The sequence below is a fragment of the Janthinobacterium sp. Bl 1 genome (genome assembly GCF_058215535.1).
This window is the reverse complement of record NZ_CM177086.1, coordinates 1,199,729-1,225,145: the sequence shown is the minus strand read 5'-3', so window position 1 is coordinate 1,225,145 and position 25,417 is coordinate 1,199,729. Positions and strand designations below refer to the sequence as shown.

The 25,417-nt window shown below is 62.6% G+C and carries 23 protein-coding genes; 6 read left to right on the top strand and 17 right to left on the bottom strand.

Annotated features, from left to right (window positions below; translation table 11 throughout):
- Positions 1–130: 130 nt before the first annotated feature.
- On the top strand, positions 131–2,239 hold the full coding sequence (locus AC4BCN_RS05560) for a putative bifunctional diguanylate cyclase/phosphodiesterase (RefSeq protein ID WP_490492750.1): 2,109 nt from the start codon (positions 131–133) through the stop codon (positions 2,237–2,239).
- On the opposite strand, the gene glcF is transcribed toward AC4BCN_RS05560, so the two are convergent.
- Genes glcF through AC4BCN_RS05545 form a run of 3 tightly spaced genes read right to left on the bottom strand, consistent with a single transcriptional unit; the run spans position 2,232 to position 6,051 of the window.
- On the bottom strand, positions 2,232–3,467 hold the full coding sequence (gene glcF / locus AC4BCN_RS05555; protein ID WP_490492749.1) for a glycolate oxidase subunit GlcF: 1,236 nt from the start codon (positions 3,465–3,467) through the stop codon (positions 2,232–2,234). The genes AC4BCN_RS05560 and glcF overlap by 8 nt on opposite strands.
- Before the next feature lie 6 nt (positions 3,468–3,473).
- Complete coding sequence (gene glcE / locus AC4BCN_RS05550; protein WP_490492748.1) at positions 3,474–4,544, bottom strand: glycolate oxidase subunit GlcE; 1,071 nt, start codon at positions 4,542–4,544, stop codon at positions 3,474–3,476.
- Positions 4,545–4,560: 16 nt separating this feature from the next.
- Positions 4,561–6,051, bottom strand: coding sequence for an FAD-linked oxidase C-terminal domain-containing protein (locus tag AC4BCN_RS05545; RefSeq protein WP_490492747.1), 1,491 nt, complete (start codon positions 6,049–6,051; stop codon positions 4,561–4,563).
- Between the two features lie 150 nt (positions 6,052–6,201).
- Between AC4BCN_RS05545 and AC4BCN_RS05540 the strand changes: the two genes are divergently transcribed.
- Positions 6,202–6,753 (top strand): cob(I)yrinic acid a,c-diamide adenosyltransferase, encoded by a 552-nt coding sequence (locus AC4BCN_RS05540; protein ID WP_219329987.1) that lies wholly within the window; start codon positions 6,202–6,204, stop codon positions 6,751–6,753.
- 20 nt (positions 6,754–6,773) lie between these two features.
- On the opposite strand, the gene AC4BCN_RS05535 is transcribed toward AC4BCN_RS05540, so the two are convergent.
- The 7 genes from AC4BCN_RS05535 to AC4BCN_RS05505 form a co-directional block, all read right to left on the bottom strand.
- Positions 6,774–6,986, bottom strand: a complete 213-nt coding sequence (locus AC4BCN_RS05535; protein WP_139143510.1) for a hypothetical protein — start codon at positions 6,984–6,986, stop codon at positions 6,774–6,776.
- 128 nt (positions 6,987–7,114) lie between these two features.
- Complete coding sequence (locus AC4BCN_RS05530; protein ID WP_034749095.1) at positions 7,115–7,303, bottom strand: hypothetical protein; 189 nt, start codon at positions 7,301–7,303, stop codon at positions 7,115–7,117.
- Between the two features lie 101 nt (positions 7,304–7,404).
- Positions 7,405–7,605, bottom strand: a complete 201-nt coding sequence (locus AC4BCN_RS05525; RefSeq protein ID WP_034749098.1) for a hypothetical protein — start codon at positions 7,603–7,605, stop codon at positions 7,405–7,407.
- 86 nt (positions 7,606–7,691) lie between these two features.
- Positions 7,692–7,871: a hypothetical protein gene (locus AC4BCN_RS05520; RefSeq protein ID WP_338680821.1), complete on the bottom strand. Its 180-nt coding sequence runs from the start codon at positions 7,869–7,871 to the stop codon at positions 7,692–7,694.
- 31 nt (positions 7,872–7,902) lie between these two features.
- On the bottom strand, positions 7,903–8,283 hold the full coding sequence (locus tag AC4BCN_RS05515) for a glutaredoxin family protein (RefSeq protein ID WP_034749103.1): 381 nt from the start codon (positions 8,281–8,283) through the stop codon (positions 7,903–7,905).
- A gap of 83 nt (positions 8,284–8,366) precedes the next feature.
- Entirely contained in the window at positions 8,367–8,552 is a 186-nt protein-coding gene (locus AC4BCN_RS05510; protein WP_034749106.1) for a hypothetical protein, read from the bottom strand.
- A 292-nt stretch (positions 8,553–8,844) separates the two neighbouring features.
- Positions 8,845–10,971: an FUSC family protein gene (locus AC4BCN_RS05505; protein ID WP_490492746.1), complete on the bottom strand. Its 2,127-nt coding sequence runs from the start codon at positions 10,969–10,971 to the stop codon at positions 8,845–8,847.
- Positions 10,972–11,152: 181 nt separating this feature from the next.
- On the opposite strand from AC4BCN_RS05505, the gene AC4BCN_RS05500 reads away from it, so the two are divergent.
- Positions 11,153–12,121, top strand: coding sequence for an IS1595 family transposase (locus AC4BCN_RS05500; protein ID WP_490492745.1), 969 nt, complete (start codon positions 11,153–11,155; stop codon positions 12,119–12,121).
- Positions 12,122–12,169: 48 nt separating this feature from the next.
- Here the strand turns inward: AC4BCN_RS05500 and dxs are convergent, their stop codons facing one another.
- Genes dxs through AC4BCN_RS05485 form a run of 3 tightly spaced genes read right to left on the bottom strand, consistent with a single transcriptional unit; the run spans position 12,170 to position 15,198 of the window.
- Positions 12,170–14,038, bottom strand: coding sequence for a 1-deoxy-D-xylulose-5-phosphate synthase (gene dxs / locus AC4BCN_RS05495; RefSeq protein ID WP_490492744.1), 1,869 nt, complete (start codon positions 14,036–14,038; stop codon positions 12,170–12,172).
- Complete coding sequence (locus AC4BCN_RS05490) at positions 14,039–14,950, bottom strand: polyprenyl synthetase family protein (protein ID WP_490492743.1); 912 nt, start codon at positions 14,948–14,950, stop codon at positions 14,039–14,041.
- Positions 14,947–15,198, bottom strand: a complete 252-nt coding sequence (locus AC4BCN_RS05485; RefSeq protein WP_046683420.1) for an exodeoxyribonuclease VII small subunit — start codon at positions 15,196–15,198, stop codon at positions 14,947–14,949. Before AC4BCN_RS05485 ends, AC4BCN_RS05490 begins: the two co-directional genes overlap by 4 nt.
- A gap of 405 nt (positions 15,199–15,603) precedes the next feature.
- Between AC4BCN_RS05485 and AC4BCN_RS05480 the strand changes: the two genes are divergently transcribed.
- The 3 genes from AC4BCN_RS05480 to AC4BCN_RS05470 are packed head-to-tail and all read left to right on the top strand — an operon-like array spanning position 15,604 to position 18,550.
- A complete protein-coding gene (locus tag AC4BCN_RS05480; protein ID WP_490492742.1) occupies positions 15,604–16,704 on the top strand; it encodes an aromatic ring-hydroxylating oxygenase subunit alpha in 1,101 nt (366 codons plus the stop codon).
- 54 nt (positions 16,705–16,758) lie between these two features.
- Positions 16,759–17,682, top strand: coding sequence for a DMT family transporter (locus tag AC4BCN_RS05475; protein WP_128141297.1), 924 nt, complete (start codon positions 16,759–16,761; stop codon positions 17,680–17,682).
- A gap of 13 nt (positions 17,683–17,695) precedes the next feature.
- Positions 17,696–18,550: a sulfurtransferase gene (locus AC4BCN_RS05470; protein ID WP_139091717.1), complete on the top strand. Its 855-nt coding sequence runs from the start codon at positions 17,696–17,698 to the stop codon at positions 18,548–18,550.
- Between the two features lie 45 nt (positions 18,551–18,595).
- Here the strand turns inward: AC4BCN_RS05470 and AC4BCN_RS05465 are convergent, their stop codons facing one another.
- The 4 genes from AC4BCN_RS05465 to polA form a co-directional block, all read right to left on the bottom strand.
- Positions 18,596–20,332, bottom strand: a complete 1,737-nt coding sequence (locus AC4BCN_RS05465; protein WP_490492741.1) for an ABC-F family ATP-binding cassette domain-containing protein — start codon at positions 20,330–20,332, stop codon at positions 18,596–18,598.
- Between the two features lie 257 nt (positions 20,333–20,589).
- Entirely contained in the window at positions 20,590–21,348 is a 759-nt protein-coding gene (locus AC4BCN_RS05460) for a ZIP family metal transporter (RefSeq protein WP_046683425.1), read from the bottom strand.
- Positions 21,349–21,594: 246 nt separating this feature from the next.
- The gene (locus AC4BCN_RS05455; protein ID WP_490492740.1) at positions 21,595–22,479 is read right to left on the bottom strand and encodes a dienelactone hydrolase family protein; all 885 of its coding nucleotides are present in this window, start codon (positions 22,477–22,479) and stop codon (positions 21,595–21,597) included.
- Positions 22,454–25,333, bottom strand: coding sequence for a DNA polymerase I (polA, locus tag AC4BCN_RS05450; RefSeq protein ID WP_490492739.1), 2,880 nt, complete (start codon positions 25,331–25,333; stop codon positions 22,454–22,456). The genes AC4BCN_RS05455 and polA overlap by 26 nt, the downstream gene beginning before the upstream one ends.
- Positions 25,334–25,417: the final 84 nt, after the last annotated feature.

Genomic DNA, 25,417 nt, shown 5'->3' with positions numbered 1-25,417 from the left:
TATTTCATGCTTGATATCAATATTGTGTTTCCAATAGCAAATTTCGGTGATAATGTTTGCATAATTATTCGCAGATATCGATCAAAAAACGATGCCAGTCTTTGGGAAAATATTATCTTCATGGATGCGGATGGGAATTTATTCCCGCCTCTTTCTTCCTATTTTCTTCCTGATACTCGCCGTTTCCGCCGTTCGCTATCACGCCCTGCTCGGTACGGAAACGGCGCTGGCCAATGCGCGCTACCAGAGCGATGCGCGGCAACTCGACCTGTTCCTCGCCAATAGCATGCTGCCGCTGGCCGTGCACGCGGACAGCCACGCGATGCACGACAGCGTGCGCCAGGTGCTGCGCAGCGCCCTGCCGCTGAACCGCAGCCTCGTTTCCGCGCGCTGGGACACGGCGGGCGGGCATGTCGAAGTACTGGCCGACAGCAAGCTGGCCGGCACGCTGGCCACGGTGCCTACATGGTTCGCGCGCCTGGCCGGCATCACGGCCATCCGCAGCCGCCTGACGGTGGCGCTGCCGGACGGCGGCGACGGCATCCTCGACCTGCACTACACGCCCGGCCTGCCCCTGGCGCAAGTGTGGCTCAGGGTACGCGAGCAGGCAGTCCTCAGCAGCATCAATATCGTGCTCGTCTTCGTGCTGCTGGGCTTGATCCTGGCCACGCACCGCAAGCTGCTGGCGCGCTTCGTGCAAGCGACCGACCGCTTCCGCGACGGCAACTTCGCCGTGCGCCTGGCGGCTGGCGCCACGCCCGAGGCGCAAGCCGTGTCGCAGTCGTTCAATGGCATGGCCGGCGATATCGAAGAACTGCTGACCTCGCTGAAAACCAGCCAGCGCCAGCTGGGCGAGCAATTGAACGAAACCGTGCACATGCAGCAGGCCCTGCAAAAGCTGTCCTGGCAAAACTACAATGATGTGCTGACGGGGCTGCCCAACCGTGCCGCGCTGGCCGCCCGCTTCGAACAGGAACTGTTCCTCGCGCGCGAACGCCAGCGCCTGCTGGCCGTCTGCCTGTTCGACCTCGACCATTTCCAGGCCATCAACGACCGCTACGGTGCCGAGGCCGGCGATGAAATCCTCAAACAGGTGGCCGGCCGCCTGCACGGCTTTACGGGCCAGGTCCACTACGCGGCGCGCCTGGGCGGCGATGAATTCGTCATGCTGCTATGCGGCCAGGCCAGCATCGCCAGCATCGAACAAAACGTCACGCAGCTGATGGCGGAACTGAGCCGCCCCTACCAGTGCGACCAGCAGGCGCTGCACATGACGGCCAGCGCCGGCATCGCCGTCTACGCGGGCAAGGATCTGAATACGGAAAGCCTGCTGCGCCACGCCGACCACGCCGTCTACCAGGCCAAGCTGACGGGGCGCAACCAGTACCACTTCTTCGACACGAATCTCGATGAAGAAGTGCGCACCCACCACAACCAGCGCACGGAAGTGCGCCACGCCCTGATCAATGGCGAACTGCGGCTGTACTACCAGCCCAAGGTGAACATGCGCGCCGGCACGGTGGTGGGCATGGAAGCGCTGCTGCGCTGGCAGCATCCGCGCCGCGGCATACTGGCGCCCGCGCAATTCCTGCCGCTGGTGGAACAGACGGATTTGATCATCGACATCGGCGAATGGGTGCTGCGCCAGGCCCTGTGGCAGATGCAGCGCTGGGTGGCTGGCGGCAAGCACTGGGTGGTCAGCGTGAATATCGCGGCGCGCCACTTTCAGCAGCCGGATTTCGTCTCGCGCCTGGAAACCATCCTCGGCGAATTTCCCGGCGTGCGCGCCAGCATGCTGGAGCTGGAAATTCTCGAATCGTCGGCCCTGCACGACATCGAAGACGTGCGCCGCATCATCCGCGCCTGCCAGGCGCTGGGCATCACGTTCGCCCTCGACGATTTCGGCACCGGCTACTCGTCGATGTCATACCTGAAACGCCTGCCGGCCAATATCGTCAAGATCGACCAGAGCTTCGTGCGCAATATGCTCAACGACCGCGACGACCTGCACCTGGTGCGTGCCGTCATCGGCCTGGCCCGTTCCTTCAGCCTGACGGTGATCGCCGAAGGCGTGGAAAGCGTCGAACATGGCGCGCGTTTGATCCAGCTGGGCTGCGACCTGGCGCAAGGCTACGGCATCGCCCGCCCCATGCCGGCCGACGCCGTGCTGGAGTGGGCCGCCAACTTCGTGCCGGCGCCCCAATGGCGCATCGCGCAGTACAGCGAAGTGCCTATGTAGGCGTCAAGGCCGAGTCGATCAACTCGATCCAGTGCCGCACGGGCGTCTCCGTACCCGACTGCAAATGGCTCAGGCAGCCGATATTGGCCGACACGATCATCTCCGGCTCGCACGCCTCCAGGTTCGCCACCTTGTTGTCGCGCAGCTGCTGCGACAGTGCCGGCTGCAGGATCGAATACGTGCCCGCAGAACCGCAGCACAAATGGCTGTCCGCGCACAGGCGCACGTCGACGCCGACGGCGCGCAGCACCTGCTCCACCTTGCCGCGCACCTGCTGGCCGTGCTGCAGGGTGCACGGCGGGTGATACGCCACCCTTTTGCCGATGCGCCCTTTCAGCAGCGCCACCAGCTCGTTTTCAAACGCCGGCATGATCTCGGACAGATCGCGCGTCAGCGCCGCGATGCGCCGCGCCTTCTCCGCATACTGCGCATCGTGCGCCAGCAAATGGCCATATTCCTTGACCGTGGCGCCGCAGCCGGACGCCGTCATGACGATGGCTTCGGCACTGTCCACGCTGTCTACGTAAGGCCACCAGGCGTCGATATTGCGGCGCATGTCGTCCAATGCCGCGTCCTGGTCGTTCAGGTGATGGCGCAGCGCGCCGCAGCAGCCCGCCTTCGGCGCGACGATCAATTGCACGCCCAAGGCATCGAGCACGCGCGCCGTGGCCGCGTTGATGTTCGGCGACATGGCCGGCTGCACGCAGCCGTCGAGCAGCAGCATGGTGCGCGCGTGCTGGCGCGCGGGCCATGCACTGGCTTGCGCGCCCGGGCGCAATTTGTCCTGCAAGCTTTTCGAGAGCAGCGGGCGCAGCGCCTGTCCCGCCTTGTACACGGGCGTAAACAGCCAGCGGCGCGGCAAGGCTTCCTTCAACGCGAAGCGCAAGGCGCGTTCGCGCAAGGGACGCTGCACGCGCTGCTCGACGACGTTGCGGCCGATGTCGACCAGGCGCCCGTACTGCACGCCGGACGGACAGGTCGACTCGCAGTTGCGGCAGGTCAGGCAGCGGTCCAGGTGCGTCTGCGTCTTGGCCGTGACGGGCGCGCCTTCGAGCACTTGCTTGATCAGGTAGATGCGTCCACGCGGGCCATCGAGTTCATCGCCCAGCAGCTGATAAGTGGGACAGGTGGCCGTGCAAAAGCCGCAATGCACGCAAGCGCGCAAGATGGCTTCGGCTTCGTCGCCTGCCGGCGTATTCTTGATGAAATCGGCGAGATTGGTTTGCATGCGCGCTCAATACATTCTGTGCGGGTTGAAGATGCCGGCTGGGTCGAAAGCCTGCCGCAGACGCTGATGGATGGTGGCCACGGCCGGCGCCAGCGGATGGAATACGCCCACGGTCTTGTCGCCGCCGCGAAACAGCGTCGCATGGCCGCCGGCGGCCGCCACGGCCTGGCGGATGTGCGCGCTGCCGGCGGCATCGGCGTCGCCGTCGAGCTTGAGCCAGCGCTGCGCGCCGCCCCACTCGATCAGCTGGCGCCCTTTTAAAATCATGGCGCTGGCGTGCGGCGGCAGCGACAAGCGCCACAGGCTGCCCGCGCCCGCAAAGAAATCATGCGTTTGCTCGCGCACGGCCAGCCAGAAGGCGGCCGCGTCATCGTATGCCAGCACTTCGCCTTTCAATGATTGCAGGGCCGCCGACACGGCCGCCTCGGCGCCGGACAGGCGCACGCTCAAGACGCCATCGTGCCAGCAGCTGGCCGATATCGGCAGCGGCTTGCCCGCCCATTCATTGAGCATGCGCAAGGCGGCGATTTCAGCGCAGGCCACGCGTAACGTCGCTTCGCGCAGCGGCAAGGGCAGCACCTTCAGCGACACTTCCAGGATCAGGCCCAGGGTGCCCAGGGACCCCGCCAGCAGGCGCGAGACATCGTAGCCGGCCACGTTCTTCATCACCTGTCCGCCGAAGGCCAGGCGTTCGCCATGGCCATCCATCAGCACGGCGCCCAGCACGAAATCGCGCAAGGCGCCCGCGCTGGCCCGGCGCGGGCCGGACAAGGCGCTGGCGACGACGCCGCCCACCGTGGCGCCGGGGCCGAAGTGCGGCGGCTCGAAGGCCAGCATCTGGTTGCGCGCGGCCAGCGCCGCCTCGATCTCGGCCAGCGGCGTGCCGCAGCGGGCCGTGATCACCAGCTCCGTCGGTTCGTAATCGATGATGCCCGCATAGGCGCGCGTGTCGAGCACCTCGCCTTCGAGCTGCTGGCCATACCAGTCCTTCGTGCCGCCGCCGCGCAGGCGCAAGGGCTTGCCCGCCGCGCTGGCCGCCAGGATCTGCTGCCTGAATTGTTCCGCTATCGCTTGCAAAGGGGTCTCCGGAAAATTAAAAACGGGGCAGGTTGGCGAACGGCAAACGCCCCGCCGTCACATGCATCTTGCCGAATTCGGCGCAGCGGTTCAAGGTGGGAATCGCCTTGTCCGGGTTCAGCAAGGTGTGGGGATCGAAGGCCCGCTTGACGGCAAAGAAGGCATCGAGTTCGGCACGCGTAAATTGCACGCACATGGAATTGATCTTTTCCATGCCCACGCCATGTTCGCCCGTGATGGTGCCGCCCACGGCCACGCACAGGGCCAGGATGTCCGCGCCAAACGCTTCGGCGCGCTCGAATTCGCCGGGCATGTTGGCGTCGAACAGGATCAATGGGTGCAGATTGCCGTCGCCCGCGTGGAACACGTTCGCGCAGCGCAAGCCATGCGTCGTTTCCATGGCGGCGATACCCGTCAGCACTTCCGCCAGTTTTTTGCGCGGGATGGTGCCGTCCATGCAGTAGTAATCTGGCGAGATGCGACCGGCGGCGGGAAAGGCGTTCTTGCGGCCGGACCAGAATTTCATGCGCTCCGCTTCCGACTGCGACACGGCAATCGCGCTGGCGCCCGCCCCTTCCAGCACGGCCGTCATGCGAGCGATTTCCTCTTCCACTTCTTCGTGCGTGCCATCCGCTTCGCACAGCAAAATGGCGGCCGCGTCGATGTCGTAGCCGGCCTTGACGAACGGTTCGACCATGCGCGACGACGTCTGGTCCATCATTTCCAGCCCGGCCGGAATGATGCCGGCGGCGATCACATTGGCCACGGCATTGCCGCCCGTGACGACGTCGCCGAACGACGCCATGATGACTCTGGCCGTGGCCGGCTTCGGTATCAGTTTCACGGTCACTTCCGTGACGATGCCCAGCATGCCTTCGGAGCCGATGAAGACGGCCATCAGATCAAGGCCCGGAGAGTCCAGGCATTCGCCGCCCAGCTCCAGCACATCGCCATCGATGGTGACGACCCGCACGCGCAGCACGTTATGCACGGTCAAGCCGTATTTCAGGCAATGCACGCCGCCCGAGTTTTCCGCCACGTTGCCGCCGATGCTGCAGGCGATCTGCGACGAGGGATCGGGCGCGTAATACAGCGCATGGGGCGCGGCCGCTTCGGAAATGGCCAGGTTGCGCACACCCGGCTGCACCACGGCCGTGCGCGCGTACGCATCGACGCGCACGATGCGGTTCAGACGCGCCGTCGACAGCACCACGCCATCTGCGATGGGCAAGGCGCCGCCCGACAAGCCCGTGCCGGCGCCGCGCGGCACGATCGGCACGCCAAGTTCGCGGCAGACGCCGAGGATGGCGATGACCTGTTCTTCGGTGTCCGGCAAGGTCACGACCATCGGCAACTGGCGGTAGGCGGCCAGGCCATCGCATTCATACGGGCGCGTGTCTTCCGCGTCGGACAGCACGCAGCGGGCCGGCAGCACGGCCAGCAGGGCCGCGACGACGGCTTGCTGGCGCGCGGCGGTCAATCCGGATTCAGGGGCAGCATTGAGCATAAGATGGGGACAAATGGGCATGGGCGTGCGACGATTGTAAGCACAAAAGTGGCGCGCACCACATTTTTTGTCCGATTTGCCCGCAAATCCGGCGCCGGGCGGCGCGCAGTGTCGTATGCTGCCCCCATTCTTCTTTACAGGATCCGCATCATGGGCAACCGACTTTCGAAAATCGCCACGCGCACGGGCGACAATGGCAGCACCGGCCTGGGCGACGGCAGCCGCACCAGCAAAGACAGCGCGCGCATCCACGCCATGGGCGACGTGGACGAACTCAATTCCAATATCGGCTTGCTGCTGTGCGAAGCCATGCCCGACGCCTTGCGCGACGAGCTGGTGGCCATCCAGCACGACCTGTTCGACCTGGGCGGAGAAATCTGCATCCCCGGCTACCAGCTGATCAAGGAAGAGCACGTGCTGCGCCTCGATGACCTGCTGGCGAAATACAATGCGGACTTGCCGGCCCTTTCCGAATTCATCCTGCCGGCCGGCTCGCGCGCCGCCTCGCTCGCGCATGTGTGCCGCACCGTGTGCCGCCGCGCCGAGCGCAGCATCGTTGCGCTGGCCAATGCGGAGCCCCTGCACGAGCATCCGCGCCAGTACGTGAACCGCCTGTCGGACCTGCTGTTCGTGCTGTCGCGCGTGCTCAACCGCTTTGCCGGCGGCAGCGACGTGCTATGGCGGCATGACCGCGCCAGATGACGCGGCCATGCACGTGTTGCTTATTCCGGCATCTCGGGATAGATGCCATTACGGCAGTTTTCAACGCAGAAATTGTAGTTGTCGCGGCAGGAAGCGTCACCCCGGCCTTCGTCGAGACAAATTCCCCTTAATTGGGCGCACTGGAAACCACAGCTTGGAGTGCTGTTTGCCGCCTTGTTGAACGACAGGCTGGCACCTGCAACAAAAAGAAAAAAAGCGATTTTTTTAAACATGCTGTTCCTTAGTGAGCGACGTGAAGTAAACACGCAACATGTCACAGTTTCATGTTGCGCCCAAAGACAAGGGATAGAATCGGCTAGCGCCTTTCTTCAGCACCGGCCAGAATAGTTATTGGATTTTCCTAGCCGCAGGCCTGAAGACACACTTTATTGGCGCGGACGCATGAAGGAACACTGAACTCCATGACACAGGCATCGAGCGCCATATAACACTCGGATTGGCATTCCGAAATGTCAGCGGTACTGCTGGCCATCGCATACGAGGCGCTGACGCCCATGGCAAACAAAAAGAAACCGAGCTTTTTGAACATAAGTACTCCTTGGTGGAAATGAGGCACTGCAGGACGGATGAGGTGATTCGGCCGGCCCGGCCACGATACGGGCAGGCCGGCAACCATCATGGACGGCACATTTACGGCAGGTATGGATCGCAGCGGTCGTAGCACATCTGATGAATCTTGGTGCAGGCACCAGGCGCGGTCGGATGGTCCGTCATGCACTGGTCCAGCCTGTCATCGCATTGCGAATAGCATTCCGGCTCGCCGCCGCCGGCGATCGCATACGAGGCGCTGACGCCCATGGCAAACAAAAAGAAACCCAGTTTTTTGAACATAAGCACTCCTGTTGAATTGACAGACGATCACTGACATCCATGGCGCGCCGTCTCTTACGCGCCATCCACACTGCGTCAGCGCGTTCCTAGCGCAGGCACTGGTGCAGGCATTCCTTGTACTGCTGCATGCAAGCTGGCTGGTCGAACTCCACGCAATCGAGCATGTTGCGTTCGCAGACAAAGGTGCAATCGGGGCTGCCGGCGTGCACACTGAAGGACAGGGCCGTGCCGGCAGCAAACAGGAAAGCGGCAATCTTTTTGAACATGGTCAGCCTTTCAAGTTAACAAGTGGGAACGTCAGATTTTCTTCAGCGCCGCTTCCAGCGCGCCTGCATTGAAGCCCTGGATCTTGCGGTTGCCGATCAACACCACCGGTACGCCGCCGCCACCCAGTGCTTCATGGGCTTTTCTTGCTTCCGGGGATTTCTCGATATCGAGATCGACGAATTCGATCTTGTTTTCCTTGAAGTAGGCGCGCGTCTTGGCGCAATAGCCGCACCAATCCGTGCCGTACAGCACCACTTTCGTCTGGGCATTCGGGAAATACGCGGCGTAATTGCCCTCGGTGTAATTCGACTTGAGCAAGCCGGGCAACAAGGACAGGCCATAACCGCTGCCCAGGCCAGCGGCCAGGATCAAGCCATACATGGCGATGGTTTTAATTTTCTTTTGCATCATAAGTTTCTTAGAGGCGTAGAGGATCGATGGGCGGCCAGCGCAGCAGGCGATGACCGGCCGCCTCGCAATGCAAAAAACGGATATCAGGCGCCGATTTGGCAGACTTTCAGGCAGGCTTTGTAACTGCCGATGCAAAATGGGGATCTGTCACCATTCATCATCGTGCATTCCCGCAGCTCCTCCTCGCAACTGGAGCAGCCGATATCGGAAGCGATGGCGTAGGAAGCGCTCAGTCCCAGGGTAAAAATAAATGCTGCAATCTTTTTCATTTACTACTCTCCATGTTAGCGATTGCGCCAGGTAAACCTGGCAATCGCGTCAGACCAGTCGTAAAAAAATCCATATGAATTTCATTTTTGCTTGCTACGAAATCGAATATAGACCGCACTTATTTTAGAGTCAACGTTTCCTTTCGATAAATTTCCAGTTTGGAAAATATATCGGAAAAGCCCATGAAATGTGGAATTTGGAGAGATTGGCAGGCGCCAAACGTCTATACAATATTGGCGCCGCAAGCAGGAAAAGGCCGGTTGCGGGCGCAACCGGCCGAGCGGCTACGCTTCAGTGCGAAGATGCCACTGCGCTATCGACGGCCTGCACATGCTCGCGCAGCAAGCCGCGCAACAACTGCACCTGCGTCACCGCATCGGCTTGCAGGGCAGTCAAGCCTTCGGCCGCGCACGGACCGGGCGCACTGGCATCGGCTGCACCGCGCAGCAGCGCATCGATTTCCCCGCTGACGGCGGCAATCCACCGTTGCAATTCGGGCGGCGCCGGCTCGGCCTGGGGACTCAAACTGATGCGCGCCGTACTGCCCGCCACGCGGCGCAGCAGCGGCAAGGTGCGCAGGGCCGCCAGGCCCACGCCACTGCTGCGGTCCAGGCGACGCTCGATGCGCAAGCGCTGCAGCACTTGCTCCGCGTTATTGCTGGCCAGCCCCGCCTCGCGGCGCAGGCGCGCAATCGCGCTATCCCAGCGTCCGCCCGCCGCCAGCACGGCCAGCAGGTATTTCAGGTTGGCCGACACGGCTTTCGCCAGGCGCTGGTCGAGGTCGTCCGCCTCGCGGTCCGGCCACAGGAAAAACGTGGCCAGCAGGGCCAGCACGCAACCAAGCACATTGTTGCCCAGGCGGCTCATCGCATACACCATCTCGCTGGCCGGCGCCGCATAGTCGGCCACCAGCACGAAGGCGGGCGTCATGAACAGCACGTGCAGGCTGTAGCTGACACGGCGCAAGGCCATGGTGGCGACGATCAGGGGAAACACCACCAGCGAGATACCGAGCGGCGTGTAAATGACCAGGCCGATCAGCACGGCCAGCACGGCGCCCAGCACGCTGCCCGCGACCCGCTCGATGCCGCGCGGCCAGGTGGTCGACACGGATGGCTGCAAGATCAATAAGGTCGCCATCGTGGCCCAGTAGCCGAATGGAATCTGCAAGGCTTCGACCAGCAGGAAGCCGGCCGTCGTCGCCAGCGATACGCGCGCCGCGTGGCGCCAGCTCAGCGACTGCGGCGTGGCGTTGACTTTCGCCGTTTGCCACGCCTGCCCCAGCGCCAGGAAGGCCGCCTCGCGCCACGGCAGCTGTGTCGCGCGCGGCAAGCCCAGCTCCATGAAATCCACGTTCAGGCGCAGCGGCAGCAAGGCGCCCAGCGCCGCTTCCAGGCGCCGTCCGCAGCCCGCCAGGCGGCGCTGCAATGCCAAGGGCGGCGTTTCCGGCTGGCGCTGCACGGCTTGCCCCAGACGGCGCAGCAGCACGGCCATCACTTCCAGGCTGCGCCGCGCGCGCGGGTCTTGCCGCAGGCGCTGCTGCTCGCGCTCGCACGTATGCGTGACGGCGATCAGATAAGCGAAGATGCGCTCGGCGTCGCTGAGCGCCAGCAGCAGGTTGTCGTACAGGGTGCTGCGTCCCGCGCGCGCAGGCGGCACGGCGGCCAGCGCCACGCGCGCCGCTTCCAGCGCGGCGCGCGCCTGCGAGCGGTAGCTGGCGCCATGCGCGGCCGCGGCCGGCAATGCCGGGCCTTGCTCCAGGAAGCGCGCATTGTCGCGTGCGATGCCGGCCAGGCGCGAATACGCGGCACGGATGGCGCGCCTGGCCGGGCTGAACGGGTGGATGCGCCAGACCGTAAAACTGAGCACGGTGGCAAACAGGCAGCCGAACATGTACAGGCCCAGGAAAGGCGCCGTCTGCGTCATCGATTCCAATGGATGCGTGACCATCACCACGCAAGCCGTGGCCGCCAGGATGGCCACTTGCGCCGTGGCCGCGCCCCAGATGCGCGCCAGCGCGCCGGCCCAGGAAAACAGCAGCACGGCGATGGCCGCCGCCACCACGCCATGGCCGGCCGCCAGCGCCGTCAGGCCGCCAGCGACCGTCGACAACAAGCCGAAGCCCACCATCGAGACGAAACGCATGCGCCGCGTGCCGGCCGCGTCGGCCAAGCAGGTCCAGAAGGCGCCGATGGCGGCCCAGGAAAAATCGGGATGGTCGAACAGCAGGCCCAGCAGCAGCATGGCGCTCGAGGCGCACGCGGCTCGCAGGCCCTCGGACAGATTCGTTTCATCGATGGCCAGGCTGACCATCCACAGGGGACGGCGCTGCGCCAGCTTGTCGGTATAGGCGTGCATGCCCGTCAGCCAGCGGCCGGCCAGTGCGCGCGAACGGCGGTGAAATTTCCTGAAATGCAAGTTGGACTTTGAAAGGGTATCAAAGCGTCATCGTAGCATTCCCCGGCGGAAAATGTTGTACTGCAWCCTAAAGTGACATAGCCTTTTTTTAGGGCTCTGTCATCGGCAAGTAGGGGAAATGCCGGAATTTTCCCTTGGCAGTGCTGTCTGACTCTGCATATCAATCACGTAGGAGCAGATCATGCGGCCAGCCGAATGGATCACCTTGATTGCGCAGTTTGCTCAGTTGAGCCAGCGCCAGCGGCAGGCAGGTATTGCCCTGCTGCGTGGCAGCGCGCCACACGACGCAACCGTCGCGCTGCTGGAAAATGTGGCGCAGCCGCGATTGGCCTGTCCCGCCTGCCACTCGGCACACCTGCACCGACATGGCCATGCGCACGGCTTGCAGCGCTACCGCTGCGTCCCCTGCGGCCGCACCTTCAATGCGCTCACCGGCACGCCGCTGGCCCGCTTGCGCCATAAATCGTTGTGGCTCGCCTATGCCGATTGCCTGCTGGCATCGGATTCCGTGCGCAAGGCGGCCAGTCAGTTAGGAGTGCACCGCAACACCACGTTTCGCTGGCGCCACCGGTTTTTATCGCTGGCAAAGACGGACCGGCCGCATGGCCTGCACGGCATCGCCGAGGCAGACGAGTTATATCTGCTGGAATCGGAAAAGGGATCCAGAAACATGACGCGTCCGCCCCGCCGCCGGGGCGGCCATGCCCGCCAGCGCGGCATATCGAATGAACAGGTCTGCATCCTGGTGGCGCGCGACCGTACGGGCCAGACCCTCGACTTCGTCACGGGCAAAGGGGCGCTGACGAAGGCGCAGCTACATCTCTGTTTGTTGCCCGTCATCGACAAGGATGTCTTGCTGGTCACCGATGGTCATGCCGCCTACCGGGCTTTTGCTCGGGAAGCGGGCATCAGCCACCAGGCCGTCAACTTGCGCGCCGGCATCCGCGTGCAGGGCGCCGCCCACGTGCAGAACGTCAACGCCTATCACAGCCGATTGCGGCAATGGCTAGGTCCGTTTCATGGCGTGGCGACGCGCTACCTGCCAAATTATCTGGGGTGGCGCTGGATACTCGACGCCGGGCGCATCCGTTCACCGGAAACGCTGTTGAAAGCAACGCTGGGTGCATTTCCACATCTGACGGTGACATAGCMTAAAAAAGCGGCACCGCAGTGCCGCTTTTCCTGTCGACAGATAAATTTAGCTGACAACAGCCAGGCGCGGCTGGCTGCCGCCAAAGCGCTGCTCGATCGACGCGGCGATGCCGGCGGCGTCCAGGCCCACGCTTTTCAGCAACTGCACGGGGTCGCCATGGTCAATGAAGGTATCGGGCAGGCCCAGCATCAGGATCGGCTTGACAACGCCTTCCGCCGCCAGCGCTTCGGCCACGGCCGAACCGGCGCCGCCCATGATGCAGCCCTCTTCCACCGTCACCAGGTAATCGTGTTCCGCGGCCAGCTGTTTCACCAGCGCCATGTCGAGCGGCTTGACGAAGCGCATGTTGGCCACCGTCGCGTCGAGCTTGTCGCCCGCCGCCACGCTCGGCGCCACCATGGAGCCGAAGGCCAGGATGGCGATGCGCTTGCCGTGGCGCTTGATCTCGCCCTTGCCGATGTCAATGCTGGTCAGTTCCGGCACGATGGCCACGCCAGCGCCCGCGCCGCGCGGATAGCGGATGGCGGCCGGGCCCGGATAATGGTAGCCCGTCGTCAGCATTTGGCGGCATTCGTTTTCGTCGGACGCGGCCATGACGACCATGTTCGGGATGCAGCGCAGGAACGCCATGTCGTAGTTGCCCGCGTGCGTGGCGCCATCGGCGCCCACGAGGCCGGCGCGGTCCAGCGCGAACGTCACGTCCAAGTTTTGCAGGGCCACGTCGTGGATCAATTGATCGTAGGCGCGCTGCAGGAAGGTCGAATAGATGGCCACGACGGGTTTCAAGCCTTCGCAGGCCAGGCCCGCACCGAAGGTCACGGAATGCTGCTCGGCGATGCCGACGTCGAAATAACGGTTGGGGAATTGCTGTTCGAACTTGACCATGCCCGAGCCTTCGCGCATGGCCGGCGTGATGCCCACCAGGCGCTTGTCGTGCGCGGCCATGTCGCACAGCCAGTTGCCGAACACTTCCGTGTACGTCATCTTGCCCGGCGCCGTGGCCGGCTTGATGCCTTCCGCCGGATTGAACTTCGGCGTGCCGTGGTACAGGATCGGTTCCGCCTCGGCCAGCTTGTAGCCCTGCCCCTTCTTGGTCACCACGTGCAGGAATTGCGGGCCCTTCAATTGCTTGATGTTTTGCAAGGTCGGGATCAGCGAATCGAGGTCGTGTCCATCGATGGGGCCGATGTAATTGAAACCGAATTCCTCGAACATGGTGGCAGGCACGACCATGCCTTTGGCGTGCTCCTCAAAGCGCTTCGCCAGTTCCAGCACGGGGCCGGGCAACACCGATTTGCCGACATTTTTCGCCGCCGCATAGAACTGGCCCGACATCAAGCGCGCCAGGTGGCGGTTCAGCGCGCCCACGGGCGGCGAGATCGACATGTCGTTGTCGTTCAAAATCACCAGCAGGTTGACGTCTTCCTGCACGCCCGCGTTGTTCATCGCCTCGAAGGCCATGCCGGCCGTCATCGAGCCGTCACCGATCACGGCGATCGCGTGCAGCGGGTCGCCCTTGATCTTGGCGGCCTGTGCCATGCCCAGCGCGGCCGAGATCGACGTCGACGAGTGCGCCGTGCCGAAGGTATCGTATTCGCTTTCGTCGCGCTTCGGGAAGCCGGAAATGCCATCTTTCTGGCGCAAGGTATGCATGCGCTCGCGGCGGCCCGTGAGGATCTTGTGCGAATAGGTCTGGTGGCCCACGTCCCACACGATGCGGTCGTGCGGTGTGTTGAACACGTAGTGCAGCGCGACGGTCAGCTCGACCGTGCCCAGGTTGGACGACAGGTGGCCGCCCGTCTTGGAAACGGAGTCGAGCAGGAAGCTGCGCAGTTCCTGGGCCAACGGCACCAGTTGCGAGCGGGCCAGCTTGCGCACTTGCGCTGGTTCATTGATGGTTTCTAACAGTTTCATTTATGCCTTCCGCTGCACGACCAGGTCCGCCAGCTCGCGCAAACGGCGTGCCTTGTCCCCGAATGGCGCCAGCGCCGCATGGGCGTCGCACCGCAATTGTTCTGCCAGGGCTCTCGATGGTTCCAGCCCCAGTATCGATACGTAAGTCGGTTTGTTGGCGGCCGCATCCTTGCCAGCCGTCTTGCCCAGGGTGGCCGAATCGGCCGTGGCGTCGAGCACATCGTCGACCACCTGGAACGCCAGTCCGACGGCGCGCGCATATGCGTTCAGCGCCGTCATCTCGTCTGGCGTCAAGTCCTTACCGGCCAGCGCGCCGAGGATCACGGCCGCACGCAGCAAGGCGCCCGTTTTCAACTGATGCATCTGTTCCAGCTGCGGCAGGGTCAAGGCCAGGCCGACGCTGTCGAGGTCGATCGCCTGGCCGCCGCACATGCCCGCGGAACCCGAGGCGTGCGCCAGCACCTTGAGCATGGCCATTTGCCGCGCCGGAGGAATGGCCGCGCCGTCGGCCAGCAGCATGAACGCCTGCGATTGCAGCGCGTCGCCGACCAGCAGGGCCGTCGCTTCATCGTAGGCGATGTGCACGGTGGGCTTGCCACGGCGCAAGGCATCGTCATCCATGCACGGCATGTCGTCATGTACGAGCGAATACACGTGAATCATTTCCAGCGCGCAAGCTGCGCGCGCGAGGGCATCTTGATCGGCATCAAACAGTTCGCCTGCCGCCATCACCAACAGCGGGCGCACGCGCTTGCCGCCGCCCAACAGCGCATAGCGCATGGCCGCGTGCAGCTTGTGCGGCACGACGTCTGCCGCCGGCAGGAACTGGTCGAGCCGGCTTTCCACGCCCGACTGGGTTGCTTGCATCCAGTCGCCGAAGGTGACGCCGTCTTGTTGCACGCTGGCCATCATTGGGCGGCCTCGCCGGCATCCACGAACGGTTTCAACATGTCGCCTTCCAATACTTTCACCTGCGCTTCAACGCTGTCGAGCTGGGTAGCGCAATACTTGACCAGTTCCGAGCCGCGCTGATACGCCGCGACCGATGCTTCCAGCGGCAACTGGCCCGCTTCCATTTGCGTTACCAGCTGCGCCAGTTCCGCCATCGCCTCTTCAAACGAGGCCGGCGCTGCGGCAGCGGCAGTTAATTTCTTCGACATAGACTCAGATCTCTTCGTGGCACGAGGGGCTTGTAGGGAGACGCCGGGGACTCCCGGCCAGCATAGAAGCGTTATTTTAGAACAAACCACACTATTAAGTGAAAACTAAAGCGCAATCAGCGCGCTCAAAGTCAATAGCGTTGCCAGCTTGGCAGTGAATTTTAGCGCAATCACCCCTCGCTACCGGGTATTGCGCGCCAAATGACAATGTTTCTCATTAATAGCCTATTTACCGGGGGGTTTTGGCAATGCCGAGGCCGATACGCGCTATAATCGCCGGTTCTGTCCGAAATACCGTTTCAACAAATTTGAATTCAGGTCTTTGCGGATTCTTTCTCTCTGTAGCGGTTGTCCAGGCAAGGGCTTGGGGCACTGCTGACCGTTGTACATTTATGGGGGGTTGGGATGTCCGATCTGGCTACTCACGCCAAGCTGGCGCGCTCAAACGCGCAACTTCCGGTCCACGTCTATTTTGACGAAACGCTGTTGCAGCGTGAAATGCAGCAATTGTTCCAAGCCGGCCCGCGGTATGTCGGGCATGCGCTGATGGTGCCGGAAACCGGCGATTTTGCGACCCTGGCGTCTGAGAACGAGGGGCGCATGCTCGTGCGCAACGCCAACGGCATCGAAGTGCTGTCCAACGTGTGCCGCCACCGGCAGGCGCTGATGTACAACGGCCGCGGCAACGCGAACCATATCGTCTGTCCGCTGCACCGCTGGACCTACGACCTCAAGGGCGAATTGATCGGCGCGCCGCATTTCCCCGAGACGCCGTGCCTGAACCTGTCGAAAACGCCGCTGCAAAGCTGGAATGGCTTGCTGTTCGAGCAAAACGGTTACAACGTGATGGAAAAATTGAAAGATTTGTCCGTCTCGAAAGACCTCGATTTTTCCGGCTATATGTTCGACCACGTGGAAATCCACGAGTGCGACTACAACTGGAAGACTTTCATCGAAGTGTACCTCGAGGATTATCACGTCGAACCGTTCCACCCGGGCCTGGGCAGCTTCGTCAGCTGCGACGACCTGCGCTGGGAATTCGGCAAGGATTACAGCGTGCAAACGGTGGGCGTGCACCGCGGCTTGCAGCAGGCCGGTTCGCCTGCCTACAAGAAATGGCAGGAGCAGGTGCTGCAATTCCGTGGCGGCGAAGCGCCGCCATATGGCGCCATCTGGCTGACCCTGTATCCGAACATCATGGTCGAATGGTATCCGCACGTGCTGGTCGTCTCGACCCTGTGGCCCGATGGTCCGCAAAAGACGCGCAACGTGGTGGAGTTCTATTACCCAGAAGAAATCGTGCTGTTCGAGCGCGACTTCGTCAAAGCGGAACGGGCTGCCTACATGGAAACCTGCGTCGAGGACGATGAAATCGCGCTGCGCATGGATGCCGGCCGCAAGGCCCTGATGGCGCGCGGCGTGAGCGAAGTGGGCCCTTACCAGTCGCCCATGGAAGACGGCATGCAGCATTTCCACGAGTGGTACCGCAATAATATCGAACTATAATTCCCTCCAGGGCCGCATTGCGCGGCCTTTTCTTTTTCATCGTCAGGATTTCTCATGCAATCGCTTTGGATGCTATTTGCCAGTTTCATGTTCGCCATCATGGGCGTGTGCGTCAAGCTGGCGTCGGATATGTATTCGACGTCCGAAATCGTCATGTACCGCGGCATCATCGGCATGATCGTCATGAGCTGCACGATTTTGTACCAGGGTGGCAGCTTCAAAACCACGATGCCGGGCCAGCATCTGTGGCGCGGCGTGGTGGGCGTGATCGCCCTGTGGCTGTGGTTTTACGCGATCGCCATCCTGCCATTGGCCACAGCCATGACCTTGAATTACATGGCGCCCATCTGGATCGCCGTGATCCTGCTGGCCGGCGGCTTCTGGAAAGGCATGAAACAGGTCGAGTGGCCGCTGGTGGCGGCCATTGCCATGAGCTTTGTCGGCGTGACCCTGCTGCTGCAACCGGTGTTCGAAACGGACCAGCTGGCCGGCGCCATTACGGCCTTGATTTCCGGCATGCTGTCTGCCCTCGCCTATTTGCAGGTGCGCAAGCTGGGCTTGCTGGGCGAGCCCGAATACAGGGTCGTGTTTTATTTCTCGGTCGTCAATTTCCTCGCTGGCGTGATCGGCCACGTGGCCAGCGCCGGCGGCGGCCCCGTCGTCTGGCATGCGCACACGAGCGCCTATGGCATCGGCTTGCTGGCCGCCATCGGCCTGTGCGCCACCATGGCGCAGATGGCCATGACACGCGCCTATCGTCTGGGCAAGACCCTCGTGGTGGCAAATCTGCAATACACGGGCATCGTCTTTTCCAGCTTCTGGGGCGTGATGATCTTTGGCGACCTGTTCGACTGGCATGGCTGGACCGGCATCGGCATCATTCTCGCTTCGGGTATCGCGGCAACCTATTACAATACCCGCAACACGGCCCGTGGCGCGGCGATCGCGCGCACGGATCCGATTGCCAGCGAAGTGTAAAGGAGCGTTTCCGATGTACACCACCTTGATACAGGCCAGCGAACTGGCCAGCCACCTGAACGACAGCAACTGGGTGATTCTCGATTGCCGCCACGACTTGCTTAACCCCAATGCTGGCAGCGACGCGTTTGCCGCCGGCCACATCCAGAACGCGCAGTTCGCCGATATCGATACGGCCCTGTCCGGCCCCAAGACGGCGCGCGGCGCGGACTTTACGGGACGGCATCCTTTGCCCGACCGCAACACCCTGCTCGCCACCTTGCGCGGTTGGGGCATCAATGACGACACGCAAGTGGTCGCCTATGACGGCCAGGGCGGCATGTTCGCCGCCCGCCTGTGGTGGCTGCTGCGCTGGCTCGGCCATCCTGCCGTTGCCGTGCTCGACGGTGGCCTGGCCGCCTGGCAAGCACAGGGTTTGCCCCTGGTCACGCCGGTAGCGCCCCGCCCTGTCGGCAACATCACGGAAAAAACCAGCCTGACGCGCACGGTCAGCGTGCAGGACGTCGTCGCCAACCTGGAAACCCAGGCGCTGACCATCATCGACGCACGCGCGCCCGACCGCTATCGCGGCGAAAACGAAACCATCGACCCCGTGGGCGGCCACATCCCCGGCGCGAAAAACCGTTTCTTCAAAGATAATTTACAAGCGGACGGCCGTTTCAAGAGCGCCGAGGAACTGCAGCGCGACTTCAGCGCATTGATCGCTTCACCGCAAACCGCCATCCTGCAATGCGGCTCCGGCGTGACGGCTTGCCACAACCTGCTGGCCATGGAAGTGGCCGGCTTGCCGGGCGCGGCCCTGTATCCGGGCTCGTGGAGCGAATGGTGCGCCGATCCGGCGCGGCCTGTGGCGACGGGCACTGAATAAAAAAATGGCGGACCAACTGGTCCGTCATTTTTTGTCAGTGGATAACTACGACGTTATCCCCAGCGCCTGATTCAAGCGTTCCAGCTCCGCCAGCCACGCCTGCTGGCTGGCCGGCTTCTGGTGGCGAGGCTTGCGGGCAAGATCTTCCGCCAGCAATTGCTCCAGTTCGCACAAGCGTTCCAGCTGCACGTCGACGTCCGCCAGTACCGCAGATGCATGCTCCACGCGCGGCACGGGCGTCAACGCCTGCCCATCTTCCACACTGAGCCGTGCATACGCGCTGGCCGCATCGGGCCACTCTTCCAGCTGGCCATCGGCCACCACCCAAAAACGGTTGCACGCCGTCTCGATCAGGTCGCGGTCGTGCGATACCAGCAAGCAGCCACCGGCAAAGCCGCGCAAGGCTTGTCCCAGTTCCGCCTTGCCCTGCATGTCCAGGTGGTTGCTGGGCTCGTCCAGCAGCAGCAAATGGTAGCTGGCCAGCGACAACCCCAGGAACAGCAGCCGCGCCCGCTCGCCGCCGCTCAGGGTCGCCACCGTCTGGCCATGGCGCGCATAGGGAAAACCTGCCGAGATCAAGGCCTGCTTGCGCGCCACCTGGCTGCGCGCGGCCTCGTTTTGCACGGCAAACGGATACAGGGCGTCAGGCAGGTCGGCGTCATCGGCCAGTTGCTTGAGCGACTGGTCGTAGTAACCGATGTTGGCGGCGTGGTGGTAGCGCAAGTCGCTGCGCTCCTCCTGTGCCTGTATCGCTTGCCAGCACAGGCGCAGCAGGGACGACTTGCCGCTGCCGTTGGCGCCCAGCAAGGCGATGCGGTCGCCCGGTTTCAGCCACAGCTGGCCGACGTGGAACAGCAGCGGCGAGGCGGGCACGGCGCGCACGTCCAGGCCATCAAGCGCCAGCAGCTGGTCGGCCGCCAGCGCCTTGCCACGCAAGCTCAAGCGCCAGGGCGCGCCCTCGCTGACGAACGACTGTTCATCCTGCAGCTTGTCGATGCGCCGCTGCATGCTTTTGGCCTTGCGCGCCATGCCGACGTTATCGTAGACCTTGCCCCACAGGGCCAGGCGGGTGCTGCTGACGGCCAGACGGTCGATTTCCTTCTGTTCGGCCGCATGGCGGGCGGCCGCGGCCACATCCGCTTCGGCCAGCGCCGCCAGCGCGGGGCCGCACGGCAGGTCGAAGTCGTAGAGGCGGCTATCGCGCAAGATCCAGCTGCGCGTGGCCACGTTGTCGAGCAGGCGCTGGTCGTGCGAGACGAGGATGAAGGCGCCGCGCCAGGCCAGCAGGAATTGCTCGAGCCACAGCAAGGATGGCAAGTCCAGGTGATTGCTCGGCTCATCGAGCAGCAGCACGTTCGGCTCCTGCAGCAGGGCGCGCCCCAGCAATAACCGCGTGTGCTGGCCGCCGGATAAAGAATGCACGGGGACTTGCGCCGTTTCCTGGTCGAAGCCCAGTTCGGCCAGCAGGCTGTCGACACGCCAATGCAGTTCCGGCTGGTCCAGCACCGGCGCCAGCAAGGCGTCGTACAGGCTCAGGCTGGCAAGTTCGGCTGGCAAATGCTGTTCCACGTGCTGCAAGCGGCAGGCACGGGCGTAATGAATGGTGCCGGACGTCGCTTCCCGCGTGCCGCTGAGCAAGCCCAGCAAGGTGGATTTACCGCAGCCATTGTGGCCGATCAGGCCGATGCGGTCGCCCTGGCGCAAGGTAAAGGCGAGTTCGTTGAACAGGAAACCGTCGTGGGTATCCAGCTGTAAAGCTTGTGTCGAGATAAGGGTGGTCATGGCTCTTGTCTTTGTTCGGGATGCAAGCATCCGCGTTAACAGGAGCGCTAACGACAACGGAGTACCAGGAAAGGACTCGTCTAGGAGGGTAACTTTGCTCTGGCCAGGTTATCGCAGCGCGATAGAACGTGGGCAAGAGCGAACAAATGCGCTTAAAGAGCGTGCGCGCCACAAGGCGAGCACAATTTTTTCCATATTTTCCTCCTTTCTGTGCAAGTTAGTCAGAAAGGCAATACTACACCCACACAGTCAGTACATCAACCGCCGTGGCGCTTGTGCGTCAGGAACAGCACGATGCACACGCCCAGCGCGATCAGGAGCACTTGCGGAATGGTTTCGCGCAAGGTAGCGCGGCGCTGCATCTGCGGCATCAGATCGCTCAAGGCAATGTAGATGAAGCCGGACGAGGCGAACACGAGCACGTAAGGAATCAGATTGCTGGCGCGATCCAGGGTGAAATAGCCGAGCAGGCCGCCCGCCACCGCCATCAGGCTGCACAGAAGGTTGAAGATGTAGGCGCGCAAGCGCGAGAAGCCGGCGTTGAGCAGCACGATGAAGTCGCCGATTTCCTGCGGAATTTCATGCGCGATGATGGCCAGGCCCGTCACCAGGCCCAGCTTCGGGTCGGCCAGGAAGGCGGCGGCGATCAGGATACCGTCCGTAAAATTGTGCATGCCGTCGCCAACGAGTATCATCCAGCCGGCCTTGCCCGCCTCGTGCTTGTCGTGGCCGTGCGCATGGTGGTGGCCATCGCCTTCGTGGTGGTGCGAATGGCGCAGGATGGCGAATTTTTCCAGCATGAAGAAGGCCAGCAAGCCCGCCAGCAGGGTAGCGAACAGGGTGCGCGGATCCGCCTGCGATTCGAACGCTTCAGGCAAGGCGTGCAGCAGGGACGTCGACAACATGATGCCGACGGACAAGCTGACCATGCGCTCGACCACTTTGGACAGGAATGCAAACGAAAAGATCGCCGCCGCGGTAATGCTCAACACGCCCGCGATCGTGGTCGCGAGCAAAATGGATATAAGGACGGGATCGATGATTTTCTTACCTCAAAATGGCGCCGGGTCACTGGCGCCCGCGATGCTGGCGTCTGGCCTGATGAATGCGTTGTTATCTATTGTTTAATTTTTTGCGCGTTTGGCGGCAGCGTCGCGCGATGAAGATGCAATTGTACTGCATTGGCGCGCAGCGGGCATTTTACAGCCCGGTGCGCCTTTCGCGTTAACTTCTGGGAAATGCGGTGTTTTTCTGTTGCGTCGTCACGCCACGCCGTGCTGCTTGAACCAGGCTAAACAACGCGCATAGCCGTCTTTCGCATCGGCCGCCACATAGCTGGGACGGTAATCGGCATTGAAGGCGTGGCCCGCATCGGGATACACGACAAACTCCGATTTGTTGCCGCCCTTGGCCAGCGCGTCCTTCATCTTCGCGATCGATTCCTGGCTGATGCCCGTGTCCTTGCCGCCATACAAGCCCAGCACGGGGACCTTCAAGGTGGCGGCGATATCGATGGGGTTGCTCGGCTGCAAGGGAGTGGGCTCACCCACGAGGCGGCCATACCAGGCCACGCCCGCCCTGACGGCCGGATTATGCGCCGCGTACAGCCACGTGATGCGCCCGCCCCAGCAGAAACCCGTGATGCCCAGGCGGCTCGTGTCGCCGCCATTCTGTTTCGCCCACGCCACCACCGCATCGAGGTCCGCCATCACCTGCGCGTCCGGCGTCTTGGCGATAATGCCTTTCATCAACTCCGGGATGCTGCCCACTTTGGTCGGGTCGCCCTGGCGCACGAACAGATCGGGCGCCAGCGCCAGATAACCCTGCTTGGCGAAACGGCGCGCCATGTCGGCGATATGTTCATGCACGCCAAAGATTTCCGAAATGACCAGTACCACGGGCAAACCCGTTTTACCCTCCGGCTGGGCCGCGTACACGGGCACGGCCTGGCCATCGACCATCACCGACATGCTGCCCGTGACGAGCCCGGCGGAATCCGTCTTGATGACGTTTTGCGCCGCCACGGGCAGCACGGCCACGGCAAAGCCCGTACCCAGCGCCACCTTCAGGAAACCACGCCGGCCATCCGGCCCGGACAAGCTGCTCTGGCCCAGCAAACTTTCACAATCGGTGATCATGTCGCTCATGCGTTTCTCCTGAAAGATGTGTTGACAAAAAATGTCGGCTTACGCGCTGCGCGCTAAGCCGACCTACGGTCATTGCTGCTACGTCACCTTGATACGGCACTTCGGCCCAATTTTTACCGATGCCTACTTCCGCCGTCAGCGGTACCTTCAGCGCGGCCACGCCGGCCATCAGTTCCGGCAGCTTGCGCTTGACCAGTTCCAGTTCCGCGTCCGGCACTTCCAGCACCAGTTCATCGTGCACCTGCATGATCATCTTCGTCTGCAAATTGTCCGTTTCCAGCCAGCCTTGCACGGCAATCATGGCCAGCTTGATCAGGTCGGCAGCCGTGCCCTGCATCGGCGCGTTGATCGCCGCCCGTTCGGCGCCCTGGCGGCGCGGGCCGTTAGGCGAATTGATTTCCGGCAGCCACAAACGGCGGCCGAACACGGTTTCCACGTAGCCGCGCGCCTTCGCTTGCTGGCGCGTGTCTTCCATATACTGTTTCACGCCGGAAAAACGGGCGAAGTAGCGGTCGATATAGCTTTGCGCGGCCGTGCGGTCCACGCCCAGGTTACCGGCCAGGCCGAACGCGCTCATGCCGTAGATCAGGCCGAAGTTGATGACCTTGGCGTAGCGGCGCTGCTCGCTTTGCACTTCCGCGGCCGGTACGCCAAAGATCTCGGCCGCCGTGGCGCGGTGAATGTCGATGCCGTCGGCAAACGCGCGCAACATGGCTTCGTCGCCCGAGATGTGCGCCATGATGCGCAATTCGATCTGCGAATAGTCGGCCGAGACGATGTGGCTGCCGGGCGGCGCAATGAAGGCTTCGCGGATGCGGCGGCCTTCCGCGCTGCGGATGGGAATATTCTGCAAGTTCGGGTCGTTCGACGCCAATCGCCCCGTCACGGCCACGGCTTGCGCATAGTTCGTATGCACGCGGCCCGTCGTGACGTTGATCATCTTCGGCAATTTGTCCGTGTAGGTCGACTTCAACTTGGCCATGCCGCGGTATTCGAGCAGCACTTTGGGCAGCGGATAATCCTCGGCCAGCTTTTGCAGCACTTCTTCATCCGTCGATGGCGCGCCCGTCGGGGTTTTCTTGACCACCGGCAGTTTCAGCTTTTCAAAGAAGATTTCGCCGATCTGCTTGGGCGAACCGAGGTTGAACGGCTGCTCGGCCAGTTCATAGGCCTTCTTTTCCAGTTCCAGGATTTTCACGGCCAGCTCGGCCGACTGGATGTTGAGCAACTCGTCATCGATCAGCACGCCGTTGCGCTCGATCTTTTGCAAGACCACGGCCGTCGGCATCTCGATCTTTTCATAGATGAAGGTCAGCTTGTCATCGCCCGCCACGTTACCCCACATGGCATTGTGCAGACGCAAGGTAACGTCGGCATCCTCGGCCGCATACTTGGCCGCCTGCTCCACTTCCACCTGGTTGAAGGTGATCTGCTTGGCGCCCTTGCCGCACACGTCCTCGAACGGGATCGTCGTGTAGTTCAGGTGGCGCAGGGCCAGGCTGTCCATGTCGTGCTTCTTGTGCGATTCGAACACATACGATTCGAGCAGGGTATCGTGGGCGATGCCGCGCAGGGTCACGCCGTGGTTGGCGAAGATGTGGCTGTCGTATTTCAGGTTCTGGCCCAGCTTGGGCTTGTTGGCATCTTCCAGCCACGGGCGCAGTTTCGCCAGCACGTGTTCGCGCGTCAACTGTTCCGGCGCGCCCGCGTAGTCGTGAGCCAGCGGGATGTAGCAAGCGGCATGTTCGGCAACGGACAGGGAAATGCCGACCATCTGCGCCGTCATCGGTTCCAGCGACGTAGTTTCCGTGTCAACAGCCGTCAAGGGCGCCGCATCGATCAGCGCGATCCATTTGTCGAGCTGCTCATCCGTCAAGACGGTTTCATACATGGCCTCGACTGCTGGCGCGGCATCGGCGAACATGTCGCCCGTCGTATTCGCGATGGTGGCACCGGCAACTGTCGGTGCGCCAACGGGAGACATCGGCGGCGGCGCCGCGCCCAGTTCGCGCAGCAGGGCCTTGAAGCCGTAGCGGTTGAAGAAGGCCAGCAGCGCTTCCTTGTCTTCGTGTTTCGCCACCAGCGAATCGGCGATCGTCGTCATGTGCCCGGACAAATCGCAATCAGTCTTGACGGTGATCAAGGCGCGCGCTTGCGGCAGCCATGGCAGGGCCGTGCGCAGGTTTTCGCCCACGGCGCCGCCTACACTGGCCGCGTTTTCCATCACGCCTTCCAGGCTGTCGTACAAGGTCAGCCATTTGACGGCCGTCTTCGGGCCGCACTTCGACACGCCGGGCACGTTATCGACCGTATCGCCGATCAGCGACAGATAATCGATGATGCGGTTCGGCGGCACGCCAAACTTGACCAGCACGGCCGCTTCGTCGAGCTTTTCATTGCTCATGGTATTGATCAGGGTCACCTGGCTGTTGACCAGCTGCGCCAGATCCTTGTCGCCCGTCGACACCACCACGTTCATGCCGGCAGCGGCCGCCTGCACGGCCAGGGTACCGATCACGTCGTCCGCTTCCACGCCGTCGACCATCAGGATCGGCCAGCCCATGGCGCGCACGGCTTCGTGGATCGGTTCGATCTGCAAGCGCAGGTCGTCCGGCATCGAAGCGCGCGTGGCCTTGTATTCGGGATACATGTCGTCGCGGAAAGTTTTCCCTTTGGCATCGAACACGCAGGCGATGTAGGCGGCCGGGTAGTCGGCGCGCAAACGGCGCAGCATGTTGACCATGCCGTGCATGGCGCCCGTGGGATAGCCATCCGGGCTGCGCAGGTCGGGCAGCGCATGGAAGGCACGATAAAGGTAACTGGAACCGTCGACTAACAGCAGGGTGTTTTGCATAATGCCAATAAAATAAGGTGAGCCGCGCCAGCCGGGAAGAAACAGCGGCGGACGGGCGGAATATCGCACAATTATCGCAGAGTT

Bases quoted from the DNA above. Each gene is read 5' to 3' on its own strand.
- AC4BCN_RS05560 (WP_490492750.1), top strand. From the start codon at position 131: ATGGGAATTTATTCCCGCCTCTTTCTTCCTATTTTCTTCCTGATACTC.
- glcF (WP_490492749.1), bottom strand. From the start codon at position 3,467: ATGCAAACCAATCTCGCCGATTTCATCAAGAATACGCCGGCAGGCGAC.
- AC4BCN_RS05545 (WP_490492747.1), bottom strand. From the start codon at position 6,051: ATGCTCAATGCTGCCCCTGAATCCGGATTGACCGCCGCGCGCCAGCAA.
- AC4BCN_RS05540 (WP_219329987.1), top strand. From the start codon at position 6,202: ATGGGCAACCGACTTTCGAAAATCGCCACGCGCACGGGCGACAATGGC.
- AC4BCN_RS05535 (WP_139143510.1), bottom strand. From the start codon at position 6,986: ATGTTTAAAAAAATCGCTTTTTTTCTTTTTGTTGCAGGTGCCAGCCTG.
- AC4BCN_RS05530 (WP_034749095.1), bottom strand. From the start codon at position 7,303: ATGTTCAAAAAGCTCGGTTTCTTTTTGTTTGCCATGGGCGTCAGCGCC.
- AC4BCN_RS05525 (WP_034749098.1), bottom strand. From the start codon at position 7,605: ATGTTCAAAAAACTGGGTTTCTTTTTGTTTGCCATGGGCGTCAGCGCC.
- AC4BCN_RS05520 (WP_338680821.1), bottom strand. From the start codon at position 7,871: ATGTTCAAAAAGATTGCCGCTTTCCTGTTTGCTGCCGGCACGGCCCTG.
- AC4BCN_RS05515 (WP_034749103.1), bottom strand. From the start codon at position 8,283: ATGATGCAAAAGAAAATTAAAACCATCGCCATGTATGGCTTGATCCTG.
- AC4BCN_RS05510 (WP_034749106.1), bottom strand. From the start codon at position 8,552: ATGAAAAAGATTGCAGCATTTATTTTTACCCTGGGACTGAGCGCTTCC.
- AC4BCN_RS05500 (WP_490492745.1), top strand. From the start codon at position 11,153: ATGCGGCCAGCCGAATGGATCACCTTGATTGCGCAGTTTGCTCAGTTG.
- dxs (WP_490492744.1), bottom strand. From the start codon at position 14,038: ATGAAACTGTTAGAAACCATCAATGAACCAGCGCAAGTGCGCAAGCTG.
- AC4BCN_RS05490 (WP_490492743.1), bottom strand. From the start codon at position 14,950: ATGATGGCCAGCGTGCAACAAGACGGCGTCACCTTCGGCGACTGGATG.
- AC4BCN_RS05485 (WP_046683420.1), bottom strand. From the start codon at position 15,198: ATGTCGAAGAAATTAACTGCCGCTGCCGCAGCGCCGGCCTCGTTTGAA.
- AC4BCN_RS05480 (WP_490492742.1), top strand. From the start codon at position 15,604: ATGTCCGATCTGGCTACTCACGCCAAGCTGGCGCGCTCAAACGCGCAA.
- AC4BCN_RS05475 (WP_128141297.1), top strand. From the start codon at position 16,759: ATGCAATCGCTTTGGATGCTATTTGCCAGTTTCATGTTCGCCATCATG.
- AC4BCN_RS05470 (WP_139091717.1), top strand. From the start codon at position 17,696: ATGTACACCACCTTGATACAGGCCAGCGAACTGGCCAGCCACCTGAAC.
- AC4BCN_RS05465 (WP_490492741.1), bottom strand. From the start codon at position 20,332: ATGACCACCCTTATCTCGACACAAGCTTTACAGCTGGATACCCACGAC.
- AC4BCN_RS05455 (WP_490492740.1), bottom strand. From the start codon at position 22,479: ATGAGCGACATGATCACCGATTGTGAAAGTTTGCTGGGCCAGAGCAGC.
- polA (WP_490492739.1), bottom strand. From the start codon at position 25,333: ATGCAAAACACCCTGCTGTTAGTCGACGGTTCCAGTTACCTTTATCGT.